Origin of the sequence: Streptomyces sp. cmx-4-9, assembly GCF_046548835.1 — a bacterium.
Taxonomy (GTDB): domain Bacteria; phylum Actinomycetota; class Actinomycetes; order Streptomycetales; family Streptomycetaceae; genus Streptomyces.
Map to the genome: position 1 here is coordinate 230,351 of NZ_JAEBEE010000002.1, position 13,799 is coordinate 244,149.

Annotated in this window: 12 protein-coding genes; 5 read left to right on the forward strand and 7 right to left on the reverse strand. The window is 72.5% G+C overall.

Annotated elements, in window-relative coordinates; translation table 11 throughout:
• Positions 1 to 5: 5 nt before the first annotated feature.
• Genes ACLJTM_RS07160 through ACLJTM_RS07170 form a run of 3 tightly spaced genes read right to left on the reverse strand, consistent with a single transcriptional unit; the run spans position 6 to position 4,153 of the window.
• Positions 6 to 1,073 carry a quaternary amine ABC transporter ATP-binding protein gene (locus tag ACLJTM_RS07160; RefSeq protein ID WP_411102560.1) on the reverse strand — a complete coding sequence of 356 codons (1,068 nt, stop codon included), beginning with the start codon at positions 1,071 to 1,073 and terminating at the stop codon, positions 6 to 8.
• Positions 1,070 to 2,653, reverse strand: coding sequence for a GMC family oxidoreductase (locus ACLJTM_RS07165; protein WP_411102561.1), 1,584 nt, complete (start codon positions 2,651 to 2,653; stop codon positions 1,070 to 1,072). Before ACLJTM_RS07165 ends, ACLJTM_RS07160 begins: the two co-directional genes overlap by 4 nt.
• Positions 2,654 to 2,668: 15 nt before the next feature.
• Positions 2,669 to 4,153, reverse strand: a complete 1,485-nt coding sequence (locus ACLJTM_RS07170) for an aldehyde dehydrogenase family protein (RefSeq protein ID WP_411102562.1) — start codon at positions 4,151 to 4,153, stop codon at positions 2,669 to 2,671.
• A gap of 590 nt (positions 4,154 to 4,743) precedes the next feature.
• On the opposite strand from ACLJTM_RS07170, the gene ACLJTM_RS07175 reads away from it, so the two are divergent.
• Complete coding sequence (locus tag ACLJTM_RS07175; RefSeq protein ID WP_411102563.1) at positions 4,744 to 5,070, forward strand: putative quinol monooxygenase; 327 nt, start codon at positions 4,744 to 4,746, stop codon at positions 5,068 to 5,070.
• A gap of 143 nt (positions 5,071 to 5,213) precedes the next feature.
• Here ACLJTM_RS07175 and ACLJTM_RS07180 read toward each other — a convergent pair whose 3' ends face one another.
• Complete coding sequence (locus tag ACLJTM_RS07180) at positions 5,214 to 6,458, reverse strand: serine hydrolase domain-containing protein (protein ID WP_411102564.1); 1,245 nt, start codon at positions 6,456 to 6,458, stop codon at positions 5,214 to 5,216.
• 261 nt (positions 6,459 to 6,719) lie between these two features.
• On the opposite strand from ACLJTM_RS07180, the gene ACLJTM_RS07185 reads away from it, so the two are divergent.
• On the forward strand, positions 6,720 to 7,151 hold the full coding sequence (locus tag ACLJTM_RS07185) for a VOC family protein (RefSeq protein WP_411102565.1): 432 nt from the start codon (positions 6,720 to 6,722) through the stop codon (positions 7,149 to 7,151).
• A gap of 55 nt (positions 7,152 to 7,206) precedes the next feature.
• On the opposite strand, the gene ACLJTM_RS07190 is transcribed toward ACLJTM_RS07185, so the two are convergent.
• From ACLJTM_RS07190 to ACLJTM_RS07200, 3 genes are all read right to left on the reverse strand, one after another.
• On the reverse strand, positions 7,207 to 8,577 hold the full coding sequence (locus tag ACLJTM_RS07190) for an FAD-binding oxidoreductase (RefSeq protein ID WP_411102566.1): 1,371 nt from the start codon (positions 8,575 to 8,577) through the stop codon (positions 7,207 to 7,209).
• A gap of 20 nt (positions 8,578 to 8,597) precedes the next feature.
• A complete protein-coding gene (locus ACLJTM_RS07195; protein WP_411102567.1) occupies positions 8,598 to 9,032 on the reverse strand; it encodes a CBS domain-containing protein in 435 nt (144 codons plus the stop codon).
• Between the two features lie 128 nt (positions 9,033 to 9,160).
• Complete coding sequence (locus ACLJTM_RS07200) at positions 9,161 to 9,583, reverse strand: HGxxPAAW family protein (RefSeq protein WP_411102568.1); 423 nt, start codon at positions 9,581 to 9,583, stop codon at positions 9,161 to 9,163.
• A 113-nt stretch (positions 9,584 to 9,696) separates the two neighbouring features.
• Between ACLJTM_RS07200 and ACLJTM_RS07205 the strand changes: the two genes are divergently transcribed.
• From ACLJTM_RS07205 to ACLJTM_RS07215, 3 genes are all read left to right on the forward strand, one after another.
• A complete protein-coding gene (locus tag ACLJTM_RS07205; protein ID WP_411102569.1) occupies positions 9,697 to 10,167 on the forward strand; it encodes a MarR family winged helix-turn-helix transcriptional regulator in 471 nt (156 codons plus the stop codon).
• Positions 10,168 to 10,263: 96 nt separating this feature from the next.
• A complete protein-coding gene (locus tag ACLJTM_RS07210) occupies positions 10,264 to 11,709 on the forward strand; it encodes a glyceraldehyde-3-phosphate dehydrogenase (RefSeq protein ID WP_411102570.1) in 1,446 nt (481 codons plus the stop codon).
• Positions 11,710 to 11,939: 230 nt separating this feature from the next.
• Positions 11,940 to 13,769 carry a VanW family protein gene (locus ACLJTM_RS07215; protein ID WP_411102571.1) on the forward strand — a complete coding sequence of 610 codons (1,830 nt, stop codon included), beginning with the start codon at positions 11,940 to 11,942 and terminating at the stop codon, positions 13,767 to 13,769.
• Positions 13,770 to 13,799: the final 30 nt, after the last annotated feature.

Genomic DNA, 13,799 nt, shown 5'->3' on the forward strand with positions numbered 1-13,799 from the left:
GCCCCTCATGCGGCCACCTCCGCGGTCCGGGGGGAGGGAATCCCGGCGACCACGGCGAGCAGCGCCGCGTCGTCGACGATGCCGAGGCACCGGCCGCCGTCGACCACCCGCGCCGGACCGCCGGTACGGGCGACCGCCTCGATGGCCTGGGCCACGGTCGTGGCGGGGGCGAGCGCGGGACCCTGGTCGGCCTCGCCGGGCCGGGCGGGGCGCATCGCCCCGCGCACCGTGAGCACCTGCTCGCGCGGCACGTCGCGGACGAAGTCCCGCACGTAGTCGTCGGCGGGGGAGCCCACGATCTCCTCCGGGGTGCCGAGCTGCACGATCCGGCCGTCGCGCATCAGCGCGATCCGGTCTCCCAGTCGCAGGGCCTCGGACAGGTCGTGGGTGATGAAGACCATCGTGCGGCCCTCCTCGTGGTGGAGGCGGGCCACCTCCTCCTGCATCTCGCGGCGGATCAGCGGGTCGAGCGCGCTGAACGGCTCGTCGAACAGCAGCACTTCGGGATCAGCGGCCAGGGCACGGGCCAGTCCCACACGCTGCTGCTGGCCTCCGGAGAGCTGCCCGGGACGGCGGTCGCCGAGCCCGTCGAGGCCGACCTTGGCCACCATCTCGGAGGCCCGCGCGCGCCGTTCGGCGCGGCCCATGCCCTGGATCTCCAGGCCGTAGGCCACGTTGTCGAGCACGGTGCGGTGCGGGAGCAGGCCGAAGTGCTGGAAGACCATGGCGGCGCGGTGGCGGCGCAGTTCGCGCAACCGGCCCGCGTCCATGGCGAGGACGTCCTCCCCGTCGATGGACAGGGTGCCCGCCGTGGGCTCGATCAGCCGGGTCAGGCAGCGCACCAGGGTGGACTTGCCGGAACCGGACAGGCCCATCACGACGAAGACCTCGCCCTTGCGGACCTCGAAGCCCACGTCGCGGACGGCCGCGGTGCAGCCGGTGCGCTCACGCAGTTCGGCGGCGCTCAGCCCGGCGTCGGCGGAGCCGGGCACCTTCGCGGCCTTGGAGTCGGGGCCGAAGACCTTCCACAGGCCCTGCACGGAGAAGACGGGGGAGCCGTCGGCGGCGTTCACCGGCCACCACCCCGCAGCAGCTCGGCGGCTTTCTCGCCCACCATCAGCACTCCGATCATCGGGTTGACCGCGGTCATCGTCGGGAAGACGGAAGCGTCCGCTATGCGGATACCGTCGAGTCCGCGGACCTTCAGGTCCGGACCCACGACGGCCGTCGGATCGTCGGGGGCGCCCATCTTGCAGGTGCCGGCGGGGTGGTAGACCGTGTGGGCCACCGAGCGGGCGTACGCGCTCAGCTCCTCGTCGCCGGTGACCTCCGGGCCCGGGCAGACCTCGCGCCGGAGCCAGCCCGCCAGCGGTTCGGTCGCGGCGATCTTCCGGGCCAGCCTGATGCCGTCGACCAGGGTCCGGGCGTCGTAGTCCTCCTCGTCCGTGAAGTACCGGAAGTCGAGGGCGGGCTTGACCTCGGGGTCCGCGCTGGTGAGGTAGAGCCGGCCGCGGCTGCGCGGCTTGGGGATGTTGGGGGTCAACGACACGCCGTGCGCCGGGCGTTCGTAGCCCAGCCGCTCCGGGTTGTCGGTGAACGGGATCTGGTAGAAGTGGAACATCAGGTCCGGCCCGGGGGAGTCCGGGTCGCGCCGGACGAACAGGCCGGCGTCGCTGTCCATCGCCGAATTTTCCGGGATCGGCCCGTCCGTCTCCCAGACGATCACCGACTCCGGGTGGTCCAGCAGGTTCTCGCCCACTCCCGGCAGGTCGTGGACCGGGGGGATGCCCAGGGCCTCCAGGTCCGCGCGCGGACCGATGCCGGAGTGCAGCAGCAGCCGCGGGGTGTCGACGGCGCCCGCGCACACCAGCACCTCGCGGCGCGCGGTCACCAGCGACCGGCTGCCGTCCTCGGCCAGGACGTGCACACCCCGGGCGCGGTTGCCCTCCAGCTCCAGGCGGCAGGCCCAGGTCTCCAGCATCAGGTGCAGGTTGGGCCGCTCGTCCATGAACGGGTGGAGGTACGCGACCGACGCGGAGGAGCGCTTGTTGGTCTCCGGGTGGTAGGCGAGGTCGAAGAAGCCGGCGCCCTCGTGGAACGGCTTGCGGTTGAATCCCTCGACCCGGGGCACGCCCAGGGCCGCCTGGGCCGCCTCCACGAAGTCCGAGGCGATGGCGTTGCGGTCGGCCTCGCCCACCGGCACGACGTTGTTCAGCAGCCGGTCGAAGTACGGCTCCATGGCCGCCGCGTGCCAACCCTCGGCGCCGGCCTGCGACCACTCGTCCCAGTCGGAGGGCAGCGGCTTGAAGGCGATCAGCGTGTTGTGCGAGGAGCAGCCGCCGAGGACCCGGGCCCGGCTGTGCCGGATGTGCGAGTTGCCGCGGGGCTGCTCGGTGGTCGGGTAGTCGTAGTCCAGCTCCCCGCCGAGGAGGCCCATCCAGCGGCGCAGGGTCAGCACGTCCGGACGGTCGACGTCGCTCGGGCCGCCCTCGATGACGGCCACGGTGACGTCCGGGTCCTCGGTGAGGCGCGAGGCGATCACCGAGCCCGCGGTGCCGCCGCCGACGATGACGTAGTCGTACTCCTGCTCCTGGCTCCGGTCCCGGCCCTGCCCGGGTCGGGGGTCGGGATGCTGCGTGGTGTTCGTGGTCATCTCTCTCGTGCCCTTTCAGCCAGCGAACCAGCGCACGGGGCGCGGAGCGAGGTTCTGGTAGACGTGCTTGGCCTCGCGGTACTCGGCGAGGCCCGCAGGGCCGAGCTCGCGCCCGATGCCCGACTTGCCGAAGCCGCCCCATTCCGCCTGCGGCAGGTAGGGGTGGAAGTCGTTGATCCAGACCGTGCCGTGGCGCAGCCGCCCGGCGACCCGGCGGGCGCGGCCCTGGTCCGCGGTCCACACGCCGCCGGCCAGCCCGTACTCGGTGTCGTTCGCCAGGGCCACGGCCTCGGCCTCGGTACGGAAGGTCTCGACGGTCAGGACCGGCCCGAAGACCTCCTCGCGGATGACCCGCATCCCGCGGTGGCAGCCGTCCAGGACGGTCGGACGGTAGAAGTAGCCCGGCCCCTCGGGCCGCCGTCCGCCGGCGCGCAGTACGGCGCCCTCGGCGAGCGCGGAGGCCACGTACTCCTCGGTCCGCGCGAGCTGGGCGGCGGAGACCAGCGGGCCGCACTCCACGCCCGGGTCGGTACCGCGGCCGATGCGGATCCGGTCGGCGCGGCGGGCCAGCTCGGCGACGAACCGCTCGGCCACCGACTCCTCGACGATCAGCCGGGAGCCTGCCGAGCAGACCTGGCCGCTGTGGATGAAGGCCGCGTTGAGGGCCTGGTCCACGGCCGTGTCGAAGCCGTCCTCGGTGGCGCACGCATCGGCGAAGACGACGTTGGGGTTCTTCCCGCCGAGTTCCAGTGCCACCTTCTTGACCGTGTCCGAGGCCGCGCGCATCACCTTCGTACCGCTGGCCAGGCCGCCGGTGAAGGACACCAGGTCCACGTCGGGGTGCTCGGCCAGACGGGCGCCGACCGGGTCGCCCGCGCCGGTCACCAGATTGGCGACCCCGGCCGGCAGGCCCGCCTCCGCCAAGAGCTCGATCAGGGCCACCGTGGTCAGCGGGGTGATCTCGCTCGGCTTGACCACGAAGGTGTTGCCCGCAGCCAGGGCCGGCGCGATCTTCCAGCTGGCCTGGAGCAGCGGATAGTTCCACGGGGTGATCAGGGCGCACACCCCGACCGGCTCGTGGACGACCACGCTGTGGATGTCGCGGGAGCCGGCGTCCACGACCCGGCCGCCGCCCTCACCGATGACGAGGTCGGCGAAGTAGCGGAAGGCGTCGCTGACACAGTCCACGTCCACGCGGCCCTCTTCGAGGGTCTTGCCCGCGTCCCGGCTCTCCAGCAGCCCGATGCGCTCGCGGTCGCGCTGGAGCAGGTCGGCGGTGCGGCGCAGCAGCGCGGCGCGCTCCGCCACCGGGGTAGCGGGCCAGGAACCGCTGTCGAAAGCGGCCCGGGCGGCGGCGACGGCCGCGTCCGTGTCCTCGGCGCCGCCCTCGGCGACCACGGCGAGCACCTGGGCGTCAGCTGGGTCCAAGACCTCCCTGACCGCCCCTGAGACGGCGGACCGCCAGGTCCCGGCGATGTGAATGGTCTTCTGTTCCGACACGACGCGCTGTACCTCCGGTTCGCCACCGCGGCGGACCCGCGGTGGACTGTAAGGGCCTCGCGTGCCCCAGGTCCCGCACGTCATGCCCCACACGTCACTCGAAGTGACCGGAGTCACGTGGGGTCCGCCGTTTTCCGACGGTTGCGGCAGGGCCCGTACGGTCGGCGGGCCGCCGCGCGGCGCCCACTGCCGCGGGAGGTGACACCGTGCCGCAGACCGGCCCGCAGCCCGTCGGGGGCGCCCTGGCCTCCTCGACGCCGTGGCCGAGGCGCCCGGGCCGGTCAGCGCCCAGGCGCCGGCCCGCCGGACGGGCTGCCGGCTCGCGGCCACGTACCGGGCCCCGCATCCCGCGGCTGCACCGCGGCCACCTCCGGTGCCCGGAGCCCGCCGCGCCCGTGACCGAGCCACACCGTGTACCGGGGCGGACTGATCACCGTCGTGGACACGAACGCTCCGCTCACGGACACTGCCCGGGCCGCGGCGCTCAGCGCCTGGGCGGTTGGGGCCGGGCCGCGGGGCGGAGTGCGGTCCTGCCGGAATCCGGCCACGTCCCGGGTGCGGTGCCCGCGCCTGCCTGCGAGGCTGGAGCCATGATTTTCATAGCCGTCAGGTTCACCGTCCGACCGGAGCACAGCGACAACTGGCTCGCCCTCGTCGACGATTTCACCCGCGCCACCCGCAACGAGCCAGGCAACCTCTTCTACGACTGGTCGCGCAGCGTCGACGACCCGAACAGCTTCACCCTCCTGGAAGCCTTCGCCGACGCCGAGGCGGGCGCCGCACACGTGGCCTCCGCGCACTTCAAGGCCGGCATGGAGGCCATGGCGGGAGCGATCGCCGCCACCCCGGAGATCATCAACGTCGAGGTTCCCGGCCAGGGATGGAACGCCATGGCCGAACTGACCCCGCGCCCCTGACCCCGCGAGGTCGCGCACGGCCCGACCCGGCGGACACACCTGCGTCCTGACGCGGTGGGCAGCGGGTCCCGGGGCTGCCCCGCGCGCCGTCCGCCGGCCGGTCCCGGGCGCCCGCCCGGGACCGGCCGGCCACGGACGGGGTGTCAGCGCGCGTGCTGCTCCGGGAGGTCCACCTCGGCCGGAGCGGTGGCCGCGAAACCGCGGCCGGCGGCCTTCACGGGCTGCTTCCCGCAGAACGCCGCCTCAAGGGTGCCGCCCAGGGCGGTGTTGGCCGTGCCCCGGTTCGAGGTGTTCGCCATGGCGGCCAGGCTGCGGCCGTCGCGGGCGGCGAAGGCGTAGGTGTAGAAGCCCTGCACCGTGCCCGTGTGCCCGTACACCGACGTCCCGCAGGAGAGGTCGTAGCGGCGCAGGCCCAGACCGTAGAAGCGGGTGTTGGTGGCGTCGGTCGGGGTGACCGTGGTCATCGCGTCCAGCAGGGCGGCGGACAGCAGCCGGCCGCCGAGCAGCGCGGTCATGAAGGTGTTCAGGTCGGCCGCATCCGAGATCACCGCGCCCGCGGACTGGGCCCACGACACCGTCTGCTCGGTCGAGTCCACCAGGGGCGCGCCCGCCTCGTCCGGGTGCAGGTAGCCGTGGGCGTGCAGACCCTTGATGGCGGTGCTCGGGTGGACGTACGAGGTGTTGCGCAGCCCCAGCGGCTTGATGATCCGGCGTTCGTACTCCCGGGCCACCTGGTTGCCGGTGGCCTTCTCGATCAGCATGCCGACGACGACGAAGTTGGTGTTCGAGTACTGGTAGGCCGCGCCGGGCTGGCCCGTACGCGGCTCCTTCAGGGACAGCCCGACCAGGTCGCGGTAGCTGAACACCTTGTTGCGCACGGCCTCGAACCCGGGCACGGTCTGCGCGAACATCGCGTTCGTGTAGTCGGCCAGCCCGCTGCGGTGGGTCAGCAGGTGACGCACCGTGATCCGGTCGTCGGGCAGCAGGCCGGGCAGGTAGTGGTTGACCGGGGTGTCGAGGTCGATCTTCTTCTCCGCCACCAGCTGCAGCAGGACCACCGAGGAGAACGTCTTGCTGACGCTGCCGATCCGGAAGCGGGCCCGGGTGTCCATGGCGGCGCCCGTGTCCCTGTCCCGTACGCCCAGGGTCCGGGTGAGGACGCCCGTGGGCCCCTTCAGGCGCACCAGCGCGCCCGGCGCCCCTGCGGCGGTCGTGTTCCGCAGGGCCTGCTCCAGCGCTTCGAGGTCGGGCGCCGGTACGGGGGCCTGCACGGCCGGGGCGGTACGGGCGGGTGCGGCGTGGGCGGCGGTCACCGGCGCGGCGGTGGCCACCAGCGCCAGCAGGGCGGTGGCGCTGACGGCCAGACGTCGGTCGACGGGCAGAAGCATGCGTGTTTCCCCTGGTCGGTCCGTCCACGAGGACGGTTCCTGCGCGGACTCGGTGGTGCACGGGCCCAGTTGGTCTCTCCGGGCGCCCTGAGCTTACGAAAGATCCCGGCGGCCCGGGAGTGACGCAGGGTCAGCAAGGTTGCGCCGCGGTGTCGGACGGGGCCGCGCGTCCCGCGGGAGTTCGCCGCCGGCGGCCTCGCGCCCTGCTGTAATGGGGCCCGCCGCTCCCGCACCGCCGCGCAGCCCGTGAGGAGAACCGCAGTGAATTGGACGCTCGAAGTCGTCCCGGTCCCCGTCACCGACATGGACCGGGCCAAGGAGTTCTACGCCGACAAGGTCGGCTTCACCGTCGACCTGGACGACGAGGTCGCCCCCGGCGTCCGCATCATCCAGCTGACCCCGCCCGGCTCGCGCTGCTCGATCGCGATGATCGAGGGGATGCCCGCGGCCCCGGGGACGTCGGCGATGGCGCCGGGCACGCTCCAGGGACTCCAGCTCTGCGTCACGGACATCGAGGCGGCGCGCGAGGAACTGGTGGGACGGGGTGTGGAGGTCTCCCCGGTCCGCCACGTGGGCGCCACGGGATGGGCGCAGGGCAAAGGGGAGACCTGGAACTCGTTCATGTCCTTCGAGGACCCGGACGGCAACGGCTGGGTGGTCCAGGAGGCCCCGTCGGAGCTGTCGGAACGCTGAACGGCCGAAGTGCCCGGGGCGGCGTGGGCCGCCCCGGGCACTTCGCCGTCCCGTCCTACGGCAGGATGTTCTGGTTCAGGTGGAAGAGGTTGTCCGGGTCGTAGGCGCGCTTCGCCGCGACCAGGCGGTCGTAGTTCCCCTTGTAGTTGGCCTTGACCCGGGACTGGTCGTCGTCGGCCATGAAGTTGACGTAGCCGCCCTCCTCGGAGTGCGGGGCCGTCGCCGCGTAGTAGTCGCGCACCCAGGAGGTGTTGGCCTCGTTGTCGGCGGGGTCGGGCCACATGCCGGCGATGACCGTGGCGAAGGACGCGTCGCGGTAGGCGAAGGCCGTGGCGTCGGGGCCCACGCGGTGGCAGGCGCCGTTGATCGGATAGATGTGCACGGTCGAGTTCACCGCGGGGACCAGCGGCCCGTGCCGGGTGTGCGCGTCGATGGCGGCGTCGCTGAGCTCGGTCACGAAGTTGGCCTTCCAGTAGTGCTGGAGGCCGGGCGGCACGAGCCCGTCGAACGCGCTGTTCAGCGCCGGGTACGGCATGGGGCCGACGTGTTCCGCGACGACCGGTGCGAACTCGTGGAACGCCCGCAGGGCCTTCTCCCCCTCCTCGACCGGGCCCGACCAGCAGGCCACGATCAGGATGAAGGGCTCACCGTGCCGGTCCTGCGGGATGAAGGGCAGCGGCGGGGCGATCTGGAAGGCCGGGAATCCGCCGAGCTGCTCCGGTGCGTCGGCGATGAGGTCGCGGAAGCCGCGCAGGACGGTGGCCGCGCTGTCGATCTCGAAGAGGATCGGACCGCCGTACACGTCCTTGACGGGGGAGAGCCGGAACTCGAAGGAGGTCACGGCGCCGAAGTTGCCGCCGCCGCCGCGCAGCGCCCAGAAGAGGTCTTCGTTCTCCTGCGCGCTGGCGACGAGCAGCCGGCCGTCCGCGGTCACGACGTCCGCCGAGACGAGGTTGTCGCAGCTCAGGCCCAGGCCCCGGGCGAGGTAGCCGATGCCGCCGCCCAAGGTGAGTCCGCCGACCCCGGTGGTGGAGATGATCCCGCCGGTGGTGGCGAGTCCGAACGCGTGGGTGGCCGCGTTGAAGTCGCCCCAGGTCGCGCCGCCCTCCGCGCGGGCGGTGCGCCGTACGGGGTCCACGCGGACGCCGCGCATGGCGGACAGGTCCGCCACCACACCGCCGTCGCAGGTGCCGAAGCCCGGCACGCTGTGGCCTCCGCCGCGGACGGCGAGGTCGATCCCGTTCTCCCGGGCGAAGTCGACGGCCGCCATGACGTCGCCTGCGTTGGCACAGTGCACGACGACGGCCGGCTTCTTGTCGATCATGGCGTTGTGGACCGTGCGGGCCTGGTCGTACCCCTCGTCGTCGGGGGTGACGACCTGCCCGCGGACGCGGTCGCGCAACTGTTCTGCGGAGAGCTTGCCCATGGCCGATGCTCCTGCCGTGGTCAGTTCGCGGCGTAGACGCGGACGGCGAATTCGGCGATGTCCTCGTCGGAGAGGTTCTTCGCCAGATTGGCCTCCGTGATCATGCCGATGAGGCGGTGGCCGCCGGACACGTCGATGACGGGCAGCCGCTTGATCTGGTGGACCTCCATGGTGTCCACCGCTTCGTGCGCGTGCGCGTCGGCGTCGATCCAGTGCAGGCCGCCGGCGAGGTTGCCGGCCCGCATCCGCGACGGGTCCGCGCCCTCGGCGCAGCACTGGAGCACGATGTCCCGGTCGGTGATCAGCCCCTGGAGGCGCTCGTCGGCGCCGCAGATGGGCAGGCAGCCGACGTTCAGGTCGCGCATCATGCGCGCGGCCTCCACGAGGGACTGGTCCGCCCGGATGCACTGCACACCCTCGGTCATGATGTCCCGGGCCCGCAGGTTGGTGTCCATGGTGGGTTCCTCCTTGGCCCGCCCCGAGTTGCGAGCCGTCGGGTCCCCCCTGTGCAAGTCCCCCTTACGAGCACAGCACGGATGCGCCGCCGCGGCGCGCCGGAGGAGCCCGGCGCCCCCGGCGCCGGTCAGGACACCGGATCGGCGGCTGCGGGGGCGGCTGCGGCGGTGGCCGTGGCGCCGGCCGTGGTGGAGGTGGTGGCGGTGACGGCGGCGAGTGCGGCCGCCGGGGTCCGGGGTGCGCCGGTGCGGGCCGCCGCGCCGTCGCGTCCGGCCAGCCGGCAGCCGAGGCAGCCGGGGTGCCCGCCGCGCGCGGAACGGTCCCGCACCCTCATGGGCTGGACGGCGGCGGGCCTCGGGCCTGGGGCCTTCCCCCAACCGGCCAGGTGCAGGCCCCAGGTGACCAGCAGGGCCGCGACGGTGACGGCGCCCCCGAGCCACAGCCCGGGGGTCCAGCCGATGACCCCCACGGCCAGCACCGAGGCGCCGGCCGTGGCCACGGCGGTCCCGGTCCAGCCGGCGATCGTGTGGCCGTCGTCGTGTCCGCTCATGCGTCTGCCTCCTCGTGGCCACCGGGACGTGTCGCGACGTGGTCACGGCATCGGCACCGGTCTAGGATGTCTTAGTCACTGAGAAACTTATCTTATGAGCTAAGGGATTTTCAATGGAGCTCACCGCAGGGTCCGATCCGTCGGAGGCGATCGGTGCGATGGACGACCTCATCGCGACGAGCATCGTCGGCCAGCAGGAGTTCGCCCGGAAACTCGGCGTGGGCGTCACGGACCTCGTGTGCTTCGCGTACGTCCTGGCGGCGGGGGAGGAGCCGGTCACCGCCGGCGACCTTGCCGTCCGCGCGCACGTCACCACCGGAGCGGTCACCGGGATCATCAACCGGCTGGAGCGCGGCGGGTTCGTGACCCGGCAGCCGGACCCCGCCGACAGGCGCCGGGTGCGCGTCGTGGCCGTGCCCGAGGCCACGGAGCGGGTGACGGCCATCTACGGGCCGTACTACGCCCGCCTGGCCGAACTCTTCGCGCAGTACACCCCGGAGCAGACCGCCGTCCTGACGGACTGGTTCCGGCGGGCCGGCGCACTGGCGCGCGACTACCTGGACGAGTCCGGCGCAGAGAAGTGACCGGGCGGCCGTGCGGGCGGGAGCGGGGGGTCATTTGAATGATCGAATGAGCGGGGGGTTAGCATGTGAGCGCCGCCTAGCTCGAAAGATAAACCTGTGACTGTCAATGACGACTCGTTCACCAACTGGAAGATCCGCGAGGAGATCGCGGAGTCGATGATCCCGATCATCGGGAAGCTGCACCGGGAGCGGGACGTCACGATCGTCCTGCACAGCCGCTCCCTGGTGAACAAGTCCGTGGTGAGCATTCTCAAGACCCACCGATTCGCCCGCCAGATCGACGGCGAGGAGCTCTCGGTCACCGAGACCCTGCCGTTCCTGCAGGCCCTCACCACGCTCGACCTCGGTCCCTCGCAGATCGACATCGGCATGCTGGCCGCCACGTACAAGACCGACGGCCGCGGGCTCTCCGTGGAGGAGTTCACCGCCGCCTCCGTCTCGGGCGCCATCGGTGAGAACAAGATCGAGCGCCGCGACTCCCGCGATGTCGTCCTCTACGGCTTCGGCCGCATCGGCCGCCTCGTGGCCCGCCTGCTCATCGAGAAGGCCGGCTCCGGCAACGGCCTGCGCCTGCGCGCCATCGTCGTGCGCGGCGGCGGCGAACAGGACCTCGTCAAGCGCGCCTCGCTGCTGCGCCGCGACTCGATCCACGGCCAGTTCCAGGGCACGATCACCGTTGACGAGGCGAAGAGCACGATCATCGCCAACGGCAACGAGATCAAGGTGATCTACGCGAGCGACCCGTCCGAGGTCGACTACACGGTGCACGGCATCAAGGACGCCATCCTCATCGACAACACGGGCAAGTGGCGCGACCGCGCCGGCCTGTCGAAGCACCTGCGCCCCGGCATCGACAAGGTCGTCCTGACCGCGCCCGGCAAGGGCGACGTCCCGAACATCGTGCACGGCGTCAACCACGACACCATCAAGCCGGACGAGCAGATCCTGTCCTGCGCCTCCTGCACCACCAACGCGATCGTCCCGCCGCTGAAGGCCATGGCGGACGAGTACGGCGTGCTGCGCGGCCACGTGGAGACCGTCCACTCGTTCACGAACGACCAGAACCTGCTGGACAACTACCACAGCAGCGACCGCCGCGGCCGCTCCGCTCCGCTGAACATGGTCATGACCGAGACCGGCGCCGCCTCCGCCGTGGCCAAGGCGCTCCCGGACCTGAACGCGCGGATCACCGGCAGCTCCATCCGCGTCCCGGTCCCGGACGTCTCCATCGCCATCCTCAGCCTGCGGCTGAAGCGGGAGACCACCCGTGAGGAGGTCCTCGACTACCTCCGCAACGTGTCGCTGACCTCGCCGCTCAAGCGGCAGATCGACTTCACCACCGCCCCCGACGCCGTGTCGAGCGACTTCATCGGCTCGCGCCACGCCTCGATCGTCGACGCGGGCGCCACCAAGGTCGAGGGCGACGACGCGATCCTGTACCTCTGGTACGACAACGAGTTCGGCTACTCGTGCCAGGTCATCCGGGTCGTCCAGCACGTGTCCGGCGTGGAGTACCCGACCTACCCGGTCCCGGCGGTCTGATCCCGCCCGGCCCCTCGCGCCCCGGCGGATCCGGCGATCCGCCCGCGTGACGCAGCGCCCGGCCCGAACCTCCGTTCGGGCCGGGCGCTCGTGCGTTTTCTGACCGTGAGAACGATTACATTCGCTCCCAAATCGTCCCATTCGGGTGAATCATTGCGGTTCGGAACCGTCATCTAGGGGCTGCTCTCGCGGCCCGCGCCCCCGCTCGGCGGCCGGCGCCAGGGAGAGACATGGGACGCGCGCGCAGCTGGACGGGAAACTGGCGGATCGCACTGCCCGTGGCGGGCGGCGCCGCCGTACTCGGGCTGGGCGGCCTCTACGTCACCGGACTCGTGACCGGCGCGGACATCGACGTCGGCACCACCGTCCGCGGGGTGGACATCGGCGGCATGAGCCGCGCCGAAGCGCGGCGGACCCTGGACCGCGAACTCGGCCCCGCCGCCACCGCGCCGGTCGCCCTGAAGATCGACGACCGCGTCGAGAAGGCCGAACCGGCCACCCTCGGACTCTCCCTCGACACCGCGGCGACCGTCCGACGCGCTGCCCGCACCGGGCACGACCCCGTCACCGTGATCGGCGCGCTCTTCGCCGACCGGGGCCGCGCGGTGGAACCCGTGACGCACATGGACGAGCGGACCGCCCGCGCCGCCGTCGACGGCATCGCCGAGAGCACCCGCCGGGAGGTGCGGGACGGATCGATCGCCTTCGAGAAGGGCACGGCGAAGAGCGTCGCCCCGCTCACCGGCGTCGCCCTCGTCGGGGACCGCGCGGTGGAGACGCTGCGCGCCGCCTACCTGCGGACGGACCCCGGACCCGTCGAGCTGCCGGTCGAGCGGACCCGGCCGCGGGTCGGCGCCGAGGAGACCGGCCGTGCCCTGCGGGAGTTCGCGGGACCCGCCATGTCGGGCCCCGTCACCGTCAGCGTCGCCGGCACGCGCATACCCATCACCCCCGCCGTCCTCGGCGGGCACCTGGAGATGAAGCCGGACGACCAGGGCCGCCTGGTGCCCGCCCTCGATTCCAAGGGCCTGCTCGCCGATCCCTCCGTTGCCCGCCCGGTCGAGGCGGTCACCTCCGCCCCGCGGGACGCCGCGCTCGGCGTGGACGCCGCCGGCAAGGTGGTCGTCGGCGACCAGGGCCGTACCGGGCTCAAGGTCACCGACGCCGCCCTCGGCAAGACCGTCATGCCCCTGCTGACCCGCACCGGAGCAGCCCGCAGCGGGGAGGTCCCCACCGTGGAGGTCCAGCCCGGGCTCACCGCCGCCGAGGCGCAGCGCCTGGGCATCAAGGAGAAGGTCTCCTCCTTCACCGTGCAGTTCCCCGCCGCCCCGTACCGCACCACCAACATCGGCCGCGCCGTCGAGCTGATCAACGGGTCCGTGGTCCTGCCCGGCCGGGAGTGGAGCTTCAACAAGACCGTGGGGGAGCGCACCGAGAAGAACGGCTTCGTCGACGGCATCATGATCAATGACGGCCGGTACGTGAAGTCGCCCGGCGGCGGCGTCTCGGCCGTCGCCACCACCATGTACAACGCCGCGTTCTTCGCGGGCGTCAAGACCGTCGAGCACGGCGCGCACTCCTTCTACATCGAGCGCTATCCCGAGGGCCGCGAGGCCACCGTCGCCTGGGGCAGCCTCGACCTGCGCTGGGTCAACGACACCGGCCACGCCCTGTACGTCCGCGCCCAGTCCACCGAGACCTCGCTGACGATCACCCTCCTCGGTACGAAGAAGTACGACGAGATACGGGCGACCCAGGGGCCGCGCACCAAGGTCACGCCCCCCGGCAAGCACACGGGCACCGGTCCGGCCTGCGAGGTCCAGACCCCGCTCGAAGGCTTCGACGTGGCCGTCGGCCGGATCTTCGTCCAGGGCGGCAAGGAGGTCCGGCGCGAGGAGTCCACGACCCACTACACCCCGCGCGACGAGGTCACCTGCACCCCCGAGGCCCCGAAGGCCTCCGAGCCCGGCCGGGCCCCGAAGACCGGCCCCTCCCCGCAGTCCCCGCAGCCCGGCTCCGGCACGGCCGCCGGCTCCGTCACGGCCGCCGCCGCGCGGTAGACGGCCCGCCGGCCGGGGCCGCCGCGGGGC

Bases quoted from the DNA above. Each gene is read 5' to 3' on its own strand.
- ACLJTM_RS07195 (WP_411102567.1), bottom strand. From the start codon at position 9,032: ATGGACACCAACCTGCGGGCCCGGGACATCATGACCGAGGGTGTGCAG.
- ACLJTM_RS07180 (WP_411102564.1), bottom strand. From the start codon at position 6,458: ATGCTTCTGCCCGTCGACCGACGTCTGGCCGTCAGCGCCACCGCCCTG.
- ACLJTM_RS07190 (WP_411102566.1), bottom strand. From the start codon at position 8,577: ATGGGCAAGCTCTCCGCAGAACAGTTGCGCGACCGCGTCCGCGGGCAG.
- ACLJTM_RS07175 (WP_411102563.1), top strand. From the start codon at position 4,744: ATGATTTTCATAGCCGTCAGGTTCACCGTCCGACCGGAGCACAGCGAC.
- ACLJTM_RS07205 (WP_411102569.1), top strand. From the start codon at position 9,697: ATGGAGCTCACCGCAGGGTCCGATCCGTCGGAGGCGATCGGTGCGATG.
- ACLJTM_RS07215 (WP_411102571.1), top strand. From the start codon at position 11,940: ATGGGACGCGCGCGCAGCTGGACGGGAAACTGGCGGATCGCACTGCCC.
- ACLJTM_RS07200 (WP_411102568.1), bottom strand. From the start codon at position 9,583: ATGAGCGGACACGACGACGGCCACACGATCGCCGGCTGGACCGGGACC.
- ACLJTM_RS07165 (WP_411102561.1), bottom strand. From the start codon at position 2,653: ATGACCACGAACACCACGCAGCATCCCGACCCCCGACCCGGGCAGGGC.